This is a genomic window from Verrucosispora sp. WMMD703 (assembly GCF_049178935.1).
Lineage (GTDB): Bacteria > Actinomycetota > Actinomycetes > Mycobacteriales > Micromonosporaceae > Micromonospora > Micromonospora sediminimaris.
Genome location: NZ_JBMHMM010000004.1, coordinates 1,491,082 through 1,506,088, shown reverse-complemented (window position 1 = coordinate 1,506,088; position 15,007 = coordinate 1,491,082). Strand labels below are relative to the sequence as shown.

Annotated in this window: 12 protein-coding genes; 7 read left to right on the top strand and 5 right to left on the bottom strand. The window is 71.6% G+C overall.

Going from position 1 to position 15,007, the window contains the following annotated elements:
- Positions 1–36: 36 nt before the first annotated feature.
- On the bottom strand, positions 37–933 hold the full coding sequence (locus tag ACN26Z_RS07545; protein ID WP_421460416.1) for a glycosyltransferase family 2 protein: 897 nt from the start codon (positions 931–933) through the stop codon (positions 37–39).
- Positions 930–2,294 (bottom strand): hypothetical protein, encoded by a 1,365-nt coding sequence (locus ACN26Z_RS07540; RefSeq protein ID WP_421460413.1) that lies wholly within the window; start codon positions 2,292–2,294, stop codon positions 930–932. Before ACN26Z_RS07540 ends, ACN26Z_RS07545 begins: the two co-directional genes overlap by 4 nt.
- A 455-nt stretch (positions 2,295–2,749) precedes the next feature.
- Between ACN26Z_RS07540 and ACN26Z_RS07535 the strand changes: the two genes are divergently transcribed.
- Complete coding sequence (locus tag ACN26Z_RS07535; RefSeq protein ID WP_307871128.1) at positions 2,750–3,592, top strand: glycosyltransferase family 2 protein; 843 nt, start codon at positions 2,750–2,752, stop codon at positions 3,590–3,592.
- A gap of 23 nt (positions 3,593–3,615) precedes the next feature.
- On the opposite strand, the gene ACN26Z_RS07530 is transcribed toward ACN26Z_RS07535, so the two are convergent.
- Entirely contained in the window at positions 3,616–5,616 is a 2,001-nt protein-coding gene (locus ACN26Z_RS07530) for a trypsin-like peptidase domain-containing protein (RefSeq protein ID WP_421460411.1), read from the bottom strand.
- Positions 5,617–5,808: 192 nt separating this feature from the next.
- Here ACN26Z_RS07530 and ACN26Z_RS07525 point away from each other — a divergent pair, with 192 nt between their 5' ends.
- The 6 genes from ACN26Z_RS07525 to hutH are packed head-to-tail and all read left to right on the top strand — an operon-like array spanning position 5,809 to position 13,617.
- Complete coding sequence (locus ACN26Z_RS07525; RefSeq protein WP_210941389.1) at positions 5,809–6,639, top strand: MurR/RpiR family transcriptional regulator; 831 nt, start codon at positions 5,809–5,811, stop codon at positions 6,637–6,639.
- A gap of 12 nt (positions 6,640–6,651) precedes the next feature.
- The gene (gene hutU, locus ACN26Z_RS07520) at positions 6,652–8,319 is read left to right on the top strand and encodes a urocanate hydratase (RefSeq protein ID WP_421460409.1); all 1,668 of its coding nucleotides are present in this window, start codon (positions 6,652–6,654) and stop codon (positions 8,317–8,319) included.
- Positions 8,320–8,328: 9 nt separating this feature from the next.
- Positions 8,329–9,546: an allantoate amidohydrolase gene (locus ACN26Z_RS07515; RefSeq protein ID WP_421460407.1), complete on the top strand. Its 1,218-nt coding sequence runs from the start codon at positions 8,329–8,331 to the stop codon at positions 9,544–9,546.
- Positions 9,543–10,904, top strand: a complete 1,362-nt coding sequence (locus ACN26Z_RS07510) for a formimidoylglutamate deiminase (protein ID WP_421460405.1) — start codon at positions 9,543–9,545, stop codon at positions 10,902–10,904. Before ACN26Z_RS07515 ends, ACN26Z_RS07510 begins: the two co-directional genes overlap by 4 nt.
- Positions 10,901–12,085: an imidazolonepropionase gene (gene hutI, locus ACN26Z_RS07505; protein WP_282239830.1), complete on the top strand. Its 1,185-nt coding sequence runs from the start codon at positions 10,901–10,903 to the stop codon at positions 12,083–12,085. The genes ACN26Z_RS07510 and hutI overlap by 4 nt, the downstream gene beginning before the upstream one ends.
- Entirely contained in the window at positions 12,082–13,617 is a 1,536-nt protein-coding gene (gene hutH, locus ACN26Z_RS07500; protein WP_421460402.1) for a histidine ammonia-lyase, read from the top strand. Before hutI ends, hutH begins: the two co-directional genes overlap by 4 nt.
- A 28-nt stretch (positions 13,618–13,645) precedes the next feature.
- Here the strand turns inward: hutH and rdgB are convergent, their stop codons facing one another.
- Positions 13,646–14,263, bottom strand: coding sequence for an RdgB/HAM1 family non-canonical purine NTP pyrophosphatase (gene rdgB / locus ACN26Z_RS07495; RefSeq protein WP_093401912.1), 618 nt, complete (start codon positions 14,261–14,263; stop codon positions 13,646–13,648).
- On the bottom strand, positions 14,260–14,988 hold the full coding sequence (rph, locus tag ACN26Z_RS07490) for a ribonuclease PH (RefSeq protein WP_093401913.1): 729 nt from the start codon (positions 14,986–14,988) through the stop codon (positions 14,260–14,262). The genes rdgB and rph overlap by 4 nt, the downstream gene beginning before the upstream one ends.
- Positions 14,989–15,007 lie beyond the last annotated feature (19 nt).

The following is a 15,007-nucleotide window of genomic DNA, read 5'->3' as shown; positions in this document are numbered from 1 at the left end:
GCCGCACCCGGCCGCGGTGGGTCGCCGGTCAGTCGATCAACGGCCGAGGGTGACAAGCCACTTGCCCGTCTCGCTCAACGTGCGCAGCGCCTTGATGGCCAGCCCCACACCGGGCCACCGCACCGGCCGGTACATTTCGATCAAACGGAACCAGAAGACCAGACCGGATAGCCTGCCCCTGGTCACGTTGCCGTCATGCCGGTAGAACCGGACGATGGGATGGGCCAGGTGACAGGGCTGCACCCCGGATTTCAACGCTCGCAGCATCAGTTCGATGTCCTCGAAGAGCCGGAAACTCTCGTCGTACCCACCAATCCGGTCGAGCAGGTGACGATCGATTGTGGTGCCGGAGTGCTTGAAGGGCAGCCGAGGCCGCGTGAGAACTCCGACCAGCATCCGCCGCGCCGAGGCATATTCGGGGAGCCGAATCAGCCGGTCTGAACTGCGGCTGACCTCGGTGTAGTCGGCATACACCCAGCTTCCGCCCGTCGCGGCGAGCAGCCGGTGCAGCTGAGCGAGTGCGTCAGGGGTCAACTCGTCGTCGGAGTCGAGGACGGTGAGGTACCGGCCGGTGGCGGTGCGCAGGCCCAGGTTGCGTGCCACGGCGATGCCGGTGGGGGGCTGCGTCACCACCCGCACCCGGTGGTCCCCGGCGAGTTTCGCCTCCGCCAGCACCGTCGTCACCGGCGTCCGCGAGCCGTCATCGACGACCACCAGCTCGAAGTCCTCGAAGGTGTTGGCAAGTACGCTGCGCACCGCGTTGACGAGCAACACGGCGCGGTCGCGCACCACGATGCAGACCGTGAAGGTGGGTTGCACCACGGCCGCACCTCGGATTTCGGGGTTCTCGCGCTCCGCCGGATCGCGGGCCAGGTCGCGGCGCTGCTGGTTCTGCTTGTGCCCGCTTACCTGGGCGGGCGAAGACGGCCTCACGCCGCCGTCGACTCGGTCGCGGGCGAGGCCTCTCCGGCATCGTCCTGCTCAACGGGGGCGAGTGCGAGTATCACCATCTGTCCGAAGAAGAAGAGCCACAGGAAGTACGGGTAAGCCAACGGTTTCTGGGTCAAACCGAAGATGACCAGGGCACCGAAGAGCACCATCAGCGCCACCCGGTGCGAGCGGTCCGAGCGGCTCCGGACGACGCGGTACACCGCCACGAGAATCGCCACGGTCACGATCACACCGACGAGTCCCCAGACCACCATCAGTCGCAGAAAGTCGTTGTGCATGTCCCAGGGCTCGTAGCCGAACCCGAACAGCCACACGTCGACCGAGGCACGCCCGAGAATCTCCGCCACGTCGTTCCAGATCGCTCCGCGACCGTGCATGAAGGTGTCGGATCGGACGTTCATGGAACCGACCTCGGTGACGACGACCTCGGCCCTACGCCAGATCGCGTCTCCCCAGAGCATGCCGGCCAGGGCGGCGACGGCGGCGAGTCCACCGCCGACGAGCAGCACGCCCCGTCGGTTCAGGTCGCCGCGGCGGCGCGCCTTGACCAGTGAGCGAACGCGTTGCAACTCGAACGCGGCGACGATCAGCACCAGACACAGGATGGTGAAGCGGTGCAGCGAAACGACCCCCGTGGCGAGGAAGAGCCCGATCAGCCCGTACCGCACTGCGGTCGGTACACCCATCCGTTCGCCAAGGACATAGACAAGGAAGACCGAGAACATCAACAACCGGCCGAGCGACATCGGGTGGAAGTAGCCACCGGAGGCTCGGCCGATCTTCTGCCATCCCGCCAGTTCGAAGTGGAAGGAGTAGGGGATCACCTCGGCGACCTGCAACCAAGCCAGAATGGAGTGCACGATCGCGCCGACCACCACGACTCCCGCGACGAGCGCGAGGCGGCGTACCGGAAACCAGTCCCGGCGCAGCAGCATCAGGCCGATCAGGGCGAGCGGCGCGAACCCGACCAGTAGTCGAACGGCCTCGGCGGGTATCGCACTCGTCGGCTCCTGGGGCGGTCCGTAGATCGAGTATCGCCGGACGTCGAACGCCGCCAACAGATCAGCCCGAGCGTCGACGGCCAGGTAGCTCACTGCCGAGAGGACCAGCAGCAACCCGATCCCTGCGGCCATGAACAACAACGATCGGGGCGGCAACCGCCGGGAGCCGAGCGCGAAAACACCAAGAGCGGCCACCATCAGCACGGCGCCCAGGACGGTGAGCAGCGCTCCGAGGTCGACACCGCCTCCCCGGCCCTCTCCGATGTCGAAGAAGGGCTTGACCGCGACGAGCGCCAGCGCGGCGGTCGCCAAGTTGCGGGCCAGCCGCAGATGCGGGGGCACCAAACCATTCTGGCCAGGATGCCTGGACCATGGTCTACGGGCCGGAGCGGTCAAGCTTCCCATGCGGGTGCGTCTCCCATCAGTTTCCGCCGCGCTGACGACGGGGACTGTGGAACTCGACATCGACGCCCACTGTGGTCAGCCCCCGCCCGGCCCTGAAAACACGAGGACGATACCAGCGGGCCGCCTGTCCACGGTGTCCCACGGATTCATCCGTACGGCTGTGATAGGCGGCACAGTCAGGACACGCGCTGGGCAAGACGAATGCACATGGGCAAACCGTCGCACGGCAGCGCCTATCCCGAAGACTGCGCCGGCATCTGCTTGCGACCGAACGATCCGCTCCGGCAAGCTTGACGGCCGTGCGTGCCGGCAGGTGAACGGGCGCGTGCCCACAACGGCGACCCACCGGCCAGTGTGGCCGGTGACGCCCTGCATCGACGGGTGAGGCTGGTGTGACGAGCCATGAGCGACCGGTGATCAGCGTGGTCATCGCCGCGCACAACGAGGCTGCGGTGATCGGCGGTTGCCTGGACGCGCTGCTGGCCGATGCCGCGTCCGGCGAGCTGGACATCGTGGTGGTGGCCAATGGCTGCACCGACGACACCGCCGAGGTGGCGGCGGCGCGCCCGGGCGTACGGGTGATCGAAGTCGCCGAACCCGGCAAGGCCAACGCCCTCAACCTGGGTGATGCCGCGGCCCGCGGGTTTCCCCGGGTATACCTCGACGCGGACGTGGTCCTCTCTCCCGGCGCACTCCGAGCAATGGCGGCGGAGCTTTCCACCGGTGAGCGGCCACCGTTGGCCGTGACGCCCCGCCGGGCCATGGTGACCGAGGATCGACCGCTCGCGGTGCGGGCCTACTACGCGATCAACACTCGCCTCCCGATCTTCGCCGACGCGCTGTTCGGCAGGGGCGCGATGGCGATCTCGTCCGCCGGCCGGGAACGCTTCGAAAGCTTTCCGGAGCAGATCGCGGACGACCTGTATCTCGACTCGCAGTTCAGCTCGGCGGAGAAACGGGAGGTGACAGCCGCGACGAGCTTCGTGCAGGCGCCTCGGCGCACGCGCGACCTGGTCCGCACCCTCGCACGGGTCCGCGCCGGCAACACCATGCTGCGCGCCAGCCATGACGGGATCCGATCGTCCGTGCCGTCGTCGTGGCTGCGGGATGTCGTGCTTCCTCGGCCGTGGCTCGCGCCCGCGTCGATGGTGTACGTGACGATCACCCTGCTGGCCGCGCTACGCGCCCGTCGACACCCGCGTGACGCCTGGGGACGGGACAACTCCACCCGCTGACCATCCCTGGCCGCAGTTGCCGCTCAGTACGAGGATCGACGGCGCATCACCAGCACCGCCGCGCCAACCAGTCCGACCACCAAGGCACCGCCGAGGCCAGCCAACAGGATTGGCAACAGGTTGGACGACCCGGACGAATCCCGCTCCAGCCGACTCCGGTCGATCGCGTTCTGCCGGTATGCCTGCGCGACAAGATTCGCCGGTGACGCCTCGGCCACCGCGTCGAACTGCGCGATCGCATCGGCACTGCGGCCGGCGAAGAAGGCGTCGAGCCCGCTCCGGTAGGCCCGGTCGGCATCGGTGATTTCGTTCTCGACACCCGTCTCGTTAAGCAGCCCAGCAACGGCGGACACCGGTACCAGGGCTCGGTTGGCACCACCGTTGACCGCTCGATCGTTGTCGATGACTCCAACCACCCGCCCCCGGGTGTCGATGGCGATGCCGCCGTGTGAATAGATGCCGAGGTCATCGTTGACCCTTGCCACCTCTACGGTGCCTTGCCTGCCGGTAGTCGACACCTGGACCTGCTTTGCCTCTACCGTGTAGGTCGCCGCCCGAAAGTCGCTGTCCCCCGTCTGGTAGCCGATCAGCAGCAGAGCCGTGCCCGCACCGGGCGCCGCCGCCGGGTCAAGCTCCGCCGTGGGCAGGCCGGACTGCGCGAGCTTGACGAGCGCCAAGTTCCCACCGTCCGGCGCGAGGACGTGCTCCAGTTGCGCGGGCACGGCAGGGCTGGCGGTCAAATCGCCTCGCGCGATGTTGAGCTGGGCGAACACCTGCATGGCCGGGTCGGCCTCTGGCTGGTCACCCGTGAAAATGGTGGTTCCCATCTTGCCGCGAACGTAGCCGTCCAGTTCGGTGGCGGAAAGCTTGTCCTGCTCGATGAGGATGCGCCCGAGCGTGTACAGGGCGCGCTCACGGGCGACCTCAGCGCTCGGCTGGACGCACTGACCGTTGGTCACCACATGGCCATCCGCGTTGGCAACGAACCCGCTGCACCTCCGCTTGAAGGTCACGGGCGTCGCGCTCAGGGGCACGTTGGACTTGGCTTCACGCACAAATCCGGTGAACACAGCCTCGACGAAGACGAGCGAGGGCGCGGCGATCGCCAGTGCACGCTCCTCCGGACTGTACGGCGGAACCTGCGCCCACGGCTTGATGCCCGGGTTGACCTCAGCCGGGTCGGGGAAATTGCCAGAACCCTCGACCCCGGTCGGTGCCGCCTGCGGCGGCTCAGGGTCGCCCTCACCGGTGAGCGCCCAGACGGCGGCACCGGTACCGACGGCCGCCACCAGTGCGAGCGCGGCGACGGCGGCCCAGAGGCCGGTGCGTCGCTTGGGTCGCGCCGAGGGCTGGATCCGCCGCACCGGCGCGGCGAACGGGTCGAGCCCGAACTCGTCACCAGCCGTTCCAGGGCCGGGTGACATCGGCGCGCCGGAGACTGGGCCCGGGGGGTGCGGCTGAATCGGGGCCGGGCTCGCGGCCCCGCTCCATGGCGGCTGCGTCTTCGCGGGGTTCGGCGCGTTCAGGCCAGGCGCGGGAGCACCTGAGACCGGCTGGGGCCCACCCGACACCGGCTGGGGCGGACCGGAGACCGGCTGAGGGGCCCCGGAAACGGGCTGCGGCGGACCGGAGATCGGCGCAGGCGGGCCGGACACGGACTGCGGGGCACCCGAAACAGGCTGGGGTGGCCCGGGCACCGGCGTACCAGCAGGGGGTACTGGCTGGTAATCGACGCCGAGGGCCCGGAACAGCTTCTCCGCCGCCGGCCCGGCCTCCGCCGCGTACGCGACCCAGGGCGCGGCGGCCGAGAAGTCCGCGTACGTGAAAGGCGAGCCACCGGGAGCCTGGGCGAGACTGTTGGCGGTGCCGGCGAAGGCCTCCCGCCAGCCCTGAGTTGCGGCGACCGTGGCGTCGAGCACGGCCACGGTGACGAATCGGCCCTGACCGTCAACGGCGGCCCACGCCTTCCCGACCGGTGACCCACCCAGCATGTGGGTGTACCGGTAGGGACCCTCCGGCTGCATGTCCCACTCCTCTGCTCGACCGCCGACCGGGATCCTATCGGCCCGGCGCTTGCTGCCCAGTGGGCCGGGCCCGCAGCCCGGCGACAGCCGCCATACCCGCAGACCAGATGCCGTCCACATTGGAATAGGCAGATCAGCTTGCCGAATGAAAGTTTTCATGCATAGAGTCACGGGGTGAATGAGGGAGTTGCCATGGCGTCGGCGGAGCGGGTCGTCGGCCTGTTCGACGGGGTCCGGCTCACCCCGACGCAGCGACGCATCGCGCACTGTCTGGTGCAGCACGCCCCCGCCATCGGCTACCTCTCCGCCGCCGAGGTCGCCGAGTTGGCCGGGGTCAGCCAGCCGTCGGTCACCCGGTTCGCGGTGGCGCTGGGCCACGACGGCTACCCGGCCCTGCGTCGCCGGCTGCGCGAGCTGACCGCCGCCGCGCCCGGTCCGGCCCCCGCCGGCAACGAACTTCAACAGGCGGTACGCGCCGAGATCGGCAACCTGGACCGGCTGGCCGGTCAGTTGGCCGACCGGGAGCGGATCGCCGAGACCGGACGCCTGCTGGCGGCCAGCCGGCCGCTGCCGGTGCTCGGCCTGCGCTCCGCCGCGCCGCTTGCCGCGTACTTCGCGTACTTCGCCGCCAAGGTGCATCCGGACGTGCGGGTGCTCGACGACGGCGGCAGCCTGCTCACCGACCGCCTCGAACAGGCCGCCGAGGCGGGCGCGCGGGCGCTGCTGGCGTTCGTGCTGCCGCGTTATCCCCGGGAGACCCTGGACGCGCTGCGCGAGGCCCGCGCGGCGGGGCTGACGGTGGTGGCGATCACCGACTCACCGGTGAGTCCGGCGACCGAGCACGCCGACGTGGTGCTCTCCGCCGCGGTCGGCGCGCAACTCGTGTTCGACCTGCACACCGCTCCGATGACCCTGGCCATGGTGCTGCTCCAGGCGATCTGCGACGCCGCCCCGGCCGAGACCCAGCGGCGGCTGGAGGCGTTCGAAGCCTCGGCGGCCCGTCGACAGTTGTTCCTCGGTTAGGAGGAGTCCGCCATGACCCACGCCGACCAGACAGCCCCCGGACCCGTCCGGTCCCCACGCGGCCCGGAGCGCAGCGCCCGAGGGTGGCCGCAGGAGGCCGCCCTGCGGATGTTGATGAACAACCTCGATCCCGAGGTCGCCGAGCGCCCCGACGATCTGGTCGTGTACGGCGGCACCGGCAAGGCCGCCCGGGACTGGCCGTCGTACCACGCCCTGGTACGGACGCTGACCGAGCTGCGTGACGACGAGACGATGCTGGTGCAGTCGGGTCGCCCGGTCGGCGTGCTGCGTACCCACGAGTGGGCGCCCCGGGTGCTGCTGGCCAACTCGAACCTGGTCGGCGACTGGGCGACCTGGCCGGAGTTCCGCCGCCTTGAGCAGCTCGGCCTGACCATGTACGGGCAGATGACCGCCGGCTCGTGGATCTACATCGGCACCCAGGGCATCCTCCAGGGCACCTACGAGACGTTCGCCGCCGTCGCCGCCAAGAAGTTCGACGGCAGCCTCGCCGGCACGTTGACGCTCACCGCCGGCTGCGGCGGCATGGGCGGGGCCCAGCCGCTCGCGGTCACCATGAACGGCGGTGCCTGCCTGATCGTGGACGTGGACCGCAGCCGGCTGGCCCGCCGGGCGCACGACCGCTACCTGGACGAGATCGCCGACGACCTGGACGACGCGGTGCGGCGGGTGCTCGCCGCCAAACGGGAGCGCCGGGCGTTGAGCGTCGGTGTCGTCGGCAACGCGGCCACCGTCTTCCCGGAGCTGCTGCGCCGGGGCGTACCTGTCGACATCGTCACCGACCAGACGAGCGCCCACGATCCGCTGTCGTACCTGCCGGAGGGGGTCGAGTTGGCCGACGCCCGGGAGTACGCGACGGCCAAGCCGGCCGAGTTCACCGACCGGGCGCGGGCGTCGATGGCCCGGCACGTCGAGGCGATGGTGGGGTTCCTCGACGCGGGCGCGGAGGTCTTCGACTACGGCAACTCGATCCGGGGCGAGGCTCAGCTCGGTGGGTACGAGCGCGCCTTCGACTTCCCGGGCTTCGTGCCGGCGTACATCCGGCCGTTGTTCTGTGAGGGCAAGGGGCCGTTCCGGTGGGCGGCGCTCTCCGGTGACCCGGCCGACATCGCCGCCACCGACCGGGCGATCCTGGACCTGTTCCCGGAGAACGAGTCCCTCGCGCGGTGGATCCGCCTGGCCGGCGAACGGGTCGCCTTCCAGGGGCTGCCCGCGCGCATCTGCTGGCTCGGTTACGGCGAGCGGGACCGCGCGGGCGTACGGTTCAACGAGATGGTCGCCTCGGGTGAGCTGAGCGCGCCGGTGGTGATCGGCCGCGACCACCTGGACTGCGGCAGCGTGGCCAGCCCGTACCGGGAGACCGAGGCGATGGCCGACGGCTCCGACGCGATCGCCGACTGGCCGCTGCTCAACGCGCTTGTCAACACCGCAAGCGGGGCGTCCTGGGTCTCCATCCACCACGGCGGCGGGGTCGGCATCGGCCGGTCCATCCACGCCGGTCAGGTCTGCGTGGCCGACGGCAGCGCGCTGGCCGGGCAGAAGATCGAGCGGGTGCTGACCAACGATCCGGCGATGGGTGTCATCCGGCACGTCGACGCCGGCTACGAAGACGCCCGCGAGGTGGCCACCCGAACTGGCGTCCGTGTCCCGATGGCGGAGTGAGGAAGGCCCTTGTTGACACACACGGTGCAGGACGGACCGCTGCTCGACAGGTTCCGCGAGCTGTGGGGACAGATCGCCCCGATCGGGCGGGACGCGCACAGCGGCGGCTACCTGCGGTACGCGCTGACCGAGCCGGAGCTGCGGCTGCGGGAGTGGTTCCGGGCGCAGGCCGACGAGCGGTCCATGCCGGTGACCGAGGACGGCAACGGCAACCTGTTCGCCTGGTGGGGTGATCCGGAGGCCGGGGACGCGATCCTGACCGGCAGCCACTTCGACTCGGTGCCGCACGGCGGGGCGTACGACGGTCCGCTCGGCATCGTGAGCGCTTTCCTCGCGGTCGACGAGCTGCGTGCCGGGGGCGTCCCGCCCGTCCGGCCGCTGGCGGTGGCGGCGTTCGTGGAGGAGGAGGGTGCCCGGTTCGGCGTACCGTGCCTGGGTTCCCGGCTGCTCACCGGCGCGCTGGACGCCGAGCGGGCGGCCGGGCTGCGCGACGCCGGCGGGGTGAGCTTCGCCGAGGCGCTGGGTGACGGGCCGGTGGGTGCCCGGCCGGAGCTGCTCGGCCGTTTCGCGGCCTTCGTGGAGTTGCACGTCGAGCAGGGCCGCGCGCTCGTCGAGCGGGACGCGCCGGTCGCGGTCGCGAGCGCCATCTGGCCGCACGGCCGCTGGCGCTTCGACTTCACCGGCGAGGGCAACCACGCCGGTACGACGCGGATGACCGACCGTCGAGACCCCATGCTCACGTACGCGTTCACGGTGCTCGCCGCCAACAAGGAGGCCCGGCTGCGCGGTGCCCACGCCACAGTCGGTCGGGTGGCGGTGGAGCCGAACGCCACGAACGCGATCCCGTCCCGGGTGACCGGCTGGCTGGACGCCCGCGCGGCCGAGCCGGAGACCCTGGCCGGGATGGTCGAGGCGGTGCACGGCAAGGCCACCGAGCGGGCCCGGCGCGACGGTACGCAGGTGACGCTGACCGAGGAGTCGGCCACCCCGCTGGTGGCCTTCGACGGTGGGCTGGCCGACCGGTTGGCCGGGCTGCTGGCCGCGCCGGTGCTGCCCACCGGGGCGGGGCACGACGCCGGGGTGCTCGCCGCCCATCTACCCACTGCGATGCTGTTCGTCCGCAACCCGACCGGGGTTTCGCACTCCCCTGCCGAATCAGCCACCGACGCCGACTGCGCCACCGGGGTTTCCGCCCTGGCCAGGGGGCTGGCGGAGTTGCTGCGATGACGTCGACGCGTTGGCTCGCGGAGTACGCCTGGCTGCCCGGGGAGGCCGCGCCGACCCCGGACGTGCTGATCGAGACGGTGCACGACCGGATCACCGGCGTCACACCGCTCGCGCCGGACGGCCGGCCAGACGCCGGGGTGGACGTGCTGGCCGACGCGGTGCGGCTGCCGGGGCTGACCCTGCCGGGGCTGGCCAATGCGCACTCCCACGCGTTCCACCGGGCGCTGCGCGGACGCACGCACGCCGGGCGGGGCGACTTCTGGAGCTGGCGCGACCAGATGTACGCGGTCGCCACCCACCTCGACCCCGACTCCTACCTGGCGCTGGCCCGGGCGGTCTACGCCGAACTGGCGGTGACCGGGGTCACCTGCGTGGGGGAGTTCCACTACCTGCATCACGGGCCGGGCGGCAGCCCGTACGCCGACCCGAACGCGATGGGCGCGGCGCTGGTCGAGGCGGCGGCCCAGGCGGGGATCCGGCTGACCCTGCTGGACACCTGCTACCTGACCGCCTCGGTGGACGGTAGGCCGCTGACCGGGCCGCAGCAGCGGTTCGGCGACGGCGACGCGTTGCGCTGGGCGGAGCGGGTCGACGCGTTCAACCCGGACGGTGGGCACGCGCGTCTCGGCGCCGCGATCCACTCGGTACGGGCGGTGCCGGCCGATCAGCTCGCCACCGTCGCCGGTTGGGCGCACCGCCGCGACGCGCCACTGCACGTGCACCTGTCGGAGCAGCCGGCCGAGAACGACGCCTGCCGGGCGGTGCACGGATGCACGCCGACGCGCCTGCTCGCCGATCACGGGGTGCTCGGCCGGGCCACCACGGCGGTCCACGCCACCCATCCGACGAGCGCCGACGTGAGTCTGCTCGGCGACAGTCGTACCGGCGTCTGCCTCTGCCCCACCACCGAACGGGATCTCGCCGACGGTATCGGTCCGGCCCGTCGGATGGCCGACGCCGGCATCCCGCTCAGCCTGGGCAGTGACAGCCACGCCGTCACCGACCTGTTCGAGGAGGCGCGCGCCGTCGAACTGGACGAGCGGCTGCGCACCCGCAAGCGGGGCCACTTCACCGCGGCGGAGCTGTTGACCGCCGCGAGCAGCGCCGGGCACGCCGCGCTGGGCTGGACCGACGCCGGCCGGATCGCCGTCGGCGACCGTGCCGACCTGGTCACGGTGCGGCTGGACAGCGTCCGTACGGCCGGGGTGGCCCCGGCGGGCGTCTGGTTCGCGGCGAGCGCGGCCGACGTCGCGCAGGTGGTGGTGGACGGTCAGGTGCTGGTCCGCGACGGCCGGCACGTGCGCGTGGACGTACCCCAGGAACTGGCCACGGCGATCACGGAGGTGACCACCCCATGAGCAGCCTGCTGGTGGACGACATCGGTGAGCTGGTGACGAATGTGGCCGGCGCGGGCGGGCCGCTGGGAATCCGGCGACGGGCTGCGGTGCTCGTCGAGGACGGCGAGGTGGCCTGGGTCGGCCCGGCGGCCGACGCACCGGCAGCGGACCGGCGGATAGACGCAGCCGGTGCGGCGGTACTGCCCGGTTTCGTGGACAGCCATGCCCACCTCGTCTTCGCCGGGGACCGGGCCGCCGAGTTCGCCGCCAGGATGGCCGGCGAGCCGTACACCGGCGGCGGTATCCGCACCACTGTCGGCGCCACCCGGGCCGCCTCCGACAACGAACTGCGGGCCACCGTGCGCCGGCTGCACGCGGAGGCGCTACGCCAGGGAACCACCACGATCGAGATCAAGAGCGGGTACGGCCTCACTGTCGCCGACGAGGCCCGCTCGCTGCGGATCGCCACCGAGGTCAGCACGGAGACCACGTTCCTCGGCGCGCACGTGGTCCCGGCCGAGTACGCCGCCCGTCCGGACGACTACGTGTCGCTGGTCTGCGGGCCGATGCTGGCCGCCGCCGCGCCGTACGCCCGCTGGATCGACGTGTTCTGCGAGCGGGGGGCCTTCGACGCCGACCATGCCCGGGCGATCCTCGCCTGCGGGCAGGCCATGGGGCTCGGGGTGCGGGTGCACGCCAATCAGCTCGGCCCCGGCCCGGGCGTGCGGCTCGGGGTGGAGCTGGGGGCCGCCAGCGTGGACCACTGCACCCACCTGACCGACGCCGACGTGGACGCGCTGGCCTCGACCACCACGGACGACGGGCAGTCCGCCACCGTCGCCACCCTGCTGCCGGGTGCCGAGTTCTCCACCCGGTCGCCGTACCCGGACGCCCGTCGCCTGCTCGACGCCGGTGTCACCGTGGCGCTGGCCACCGACTGCAATCCCGGCTCGTCGTACACCTCGTCGATGCCGTTCTGCATCGCCCTGGCCGTACGCGAGATGGGGATGACCCCGGCGGAGGCGGTGTGGGCCGCGACCGTCGGTGGCGCGCGGGCGTTGCGCCGCGACGACATCGGGGTGCTGCGTCCCGGCGCCCGGGCCGATCTGATCATCCTCGACGCACCGTCCCACCTGCACCTGGCCTACCGGCCCGGGGTGCCACTCGTCCGCCAGGTTCTGCACAACGGAGTACCGCGATGACCGTCACCGTCCAGCCCACCGGAATCACCCCCGCCGACGTGCTCGCCGTGGCGCGGGGCGGCGCCAAGGTGGTCCTCGACCCGGCCACCGTCGAGGCGATGGCCACCAGCCGGTCCATCGTGGATGGCATCGAGGCCGCCGGCCGTCCCGTGTACGGCGTGTCGACAGGTTTCGGGGCCCTGGCCAACACGTTCGTCGCCCCCGAGCGCCGAGCCGAGTTGCAGCACGCGCTGATCCGGTCGCACGCCGCCGGGGTCGGCGCGCCGATGCCCCGGGAGGTGGTACGGGCGATGATGCTGCTGCGGGTCCGCTCGCTGGCGCTCGGCCACTCCGGGGTACGGCCGCTGGTCGCCGAGGCCCTGGTGGACCTGCTCAACCACGAGGTCACCCCCTGGGTGCCCGAACACGGCTCGTTGGGTGCCTCCGGTGACCTGGCCCCGCTGGCGCACTGCGCGCTGGTGCTGCTCGGCGAGGGTTGGGTGCTCGGCCCGGACGGCGGGCGGATGCCTGCCGTCGACGCGTTGCGCCGGGCCGGCCTCGCCCCGGTGGAGCTGGCCGCCAAGGAGGGGCTGGCGTTGATCAACGGCACCGACGGCATGCTCGGCATGCTGCTGCTCGCCATCGACGACGCCGCCCACCTCTTCACCATGGCCGACGTCACCGCCGCGCTGGCGATCGAGGCGATGCTCGGCTCGGAACGGCCGTTCCTACCGGAACTGCACGCCATCCGTCCGCATCCCGGGCAGAGTGTCTCGGCGGCCAACATCCACCGGTTGTTGCAGGACTCGGCGGTGATGGACTCGCACCGCGATGACCTGGCACACGCGGTGCAGGACGCCTACTCGATGCGCTGTGCGCCGCAGGTGACCGGCGCGGCCCGGGACACCCTGGACTTCGTCCGGACGACCGCCGCCCGGGAACTGGTCTCGGTGGTGGACAACCCGGTGGTGCTGCCCGACGGTCGGGTCGAGTCGACCGGGAACTTCCACGGCGCGCCCCTGGGCTTCGCAGCGGACTTCCTGGCAATCGCCGCCGCCGAGGTGGGCGCGATCGCCGAGCGTCGGGTGGACCGGCTGCTCGACGTCACCCGGTCCCGGGACCTGCCGGCCTTCCTCTCCCCCGACGCCGGGGTCAACTCCGGGCTGATGATCGCGCAGTACACGGCCGCCGGGATCGTCGCCGAGAACCGCCGGCTGGCCGCGCCGGCCTCGGTGGACTCGCTGCCCACAAGTGGCATGCAGGAGGACCACGTCTCGATGGGCTGGGCGGCGACCAAGAAGTTGCGTACGGTGCTGGACAACCTGACCAGCCTGCTCGCGGTGGAACTGCTCGCCGCCGTACGCGGATTGCAGTTGCGGGCGCCGCTGGCTCCGTCGCCGGCCGGGCGGGCGGCGATCGCCGCGCTCGGTGAGGCCGCCGGCGAGCCCGGCCCCGACGTCTTCCTCGCTCCGCTGATGGAGGCCGCCCGCGCCGTGCTGGCCGGCCGCTACCTCCGCACCGCGATCGAGCAGGAGGTCGGCACCCTCGGCTGACGCGAAGGCCGACGCCGAGGCGGGCGACTCAGGCGGCCGGCGGGAGCACCTTGGCGACCAGGGCGGCCAGCTCGCGCAGCGCCTTGCCACGGTGGCTGATCGCGTCCTTCTCCTGTGGGGTCAGCTCGGCGTTGGTGCGGTCCTGGCCTTCGCCGAGGAAGATCGGGTCGTAGCCGAACCCGCCGTCGCCACGCGGGGCGCGCAGCAGCCGACCCGCCTGCCGGCCGTCGACCAGGTGTTCCTTACCTCCGGGCAGCACCAGCGCGACCGTGCAGACGAAGGAGGCGCCCCGGTGCTCGTCCGGCACATCACCGATCTGGTCGAGCACGAGTTGGAGGTTGGCCTGGTCGTCACCGTGCCGCCCGGCCCAGCGGGCGCTGAACACGCCGGGCATCCCGTTGAGCGCGTCGACCGCCAGCCCGGAGTCGTCGGCGATCGTCGGCAGCCCGGTACGCCGGCAGCCCTCCCGGGCCTTGATCAGCGCGTTCTCGCCGAAGGTCAGCCCGGTCTCCGGCAGCTCCGGGTACGCCTCGACGTCGTCGAGCCCGATCAGCGCCACCCGGTGCGCGCCCAGCGCCCCGTCCAGGATGCGCTGCAACTCGATCAGCTTCTTCTGGTTCCGCGTGGCGAGCAGCACCTTGTTCATGGGAGTAGCGCCTTCCGCTGGGCTTCGGCCAGGTCCAGACAGCCGACCACGGCCAGGTCGAGCAGGGCGTCGAGCTGTTCGCGGGCGAAGACGCCGGCCTCGCCGGTGCCCTGCACCTCGACGAAGTCGCCGGTGCCGGTGCAGACCACGTTCATGTCGACCTCGGCGGCCACGTCCTCGTCGTAGCACAGGTCCAGGCGCGGCTCGCCGGCAACGACGCCGACACTCACCGCCGACACCGATCGGTGCATCACCTTCTCCGGCTTCCCGGTCAGTGCCTTGCGGGCGGCGAGCCAGTTCACCGCGTCGTGCAGTGCCACGTAGGCGCCGGTGATCGCGGCGGTCCGGGTGCCGCCGTCGGCCTGCAGGACGTCGCAGTCGAGCACGATCGAGTTCTCGCCGAGCGCCTTGAGGTCGATCGCGGCGCGCAGGCTCCGGCCGATCAGCCGGGAGATCTCGTGGGTACGCCCACCGACCCGGCCCTTGACGCTCTCCCGGTCCGACCGGGTGTTGGTGGCCCGGGGCAGCATCGCGTACTCAGCGGTGACCCAGCCCAGCCCGGAACCACGACGCCAGCGCGGCACCCCCTCGGTGACGCTCGCGGTGCAGAGCACCCGGGTGCCGCCGAATTCCACAAGCACCGAGCCTTCGGGATGGGTGCTCCAACCGCGGGTCAGGGTCACCGGTCGAAGTTGGTCGGGTCGCCGCCCGTCAGGTCGCGCCATGCCTGCACCCTATGTGGTG

Coding starts and splice junctions, on each gene's coding strand:
- ACN26Z_RS07530 (WP_421460411.1), bottom strand. CDS start 5,616: ATGCAGCCGGAGGGTCCCTACCGGTACACCCACATGCTGGGTGGGTCA.
- ACN26Z_RS07525 (WP_210941389.1), top strand. CDS start 5,809: ATGGCGTCGGCGGAGCGGGTCGTCGGCCTGTTCGACGGGGTCCGGCTC.
- hutU (WP_421460409.1), top strand. CDS start 6,652: ATGACCCACGCCGACCAGACAGCCCCCGGACCCGTCCGGTCCCCACGC.
- ACN26Z_RS07510 (WP_421460405.1), top strand. CDS start 9,543: ATGACGTCGACGCGTTGGCTCGCGGAGTACGCCTGGCTGCCCGGGGAG.
- hutI (WP_282239830.1), top strand. CDS start 10,901: ATGAGCAGCCTGCTGGTGGACGACATCGGTGAGCTGGTGACGAATGTG.
- hutH (WP_421460402.1), top strand. CDS start 12,082: ATGACCGTCACCGTCCAGCCCACCGGAATCACCCCCGCCGACGTGCTC.
- rdgB (WP_093401912.1), bottom strand. CDS start 14,263: ATGAACAAGGTGCTGCTCGCCACGCGGAACCAGAAGAAGCTGATCGAG.
- rph (WP_093401913.1), bottom strand. CDS start 14,988: ATGGCGCGACCTGACGGGCGGCGACCCGACCAACTTCGACCGGTGACC.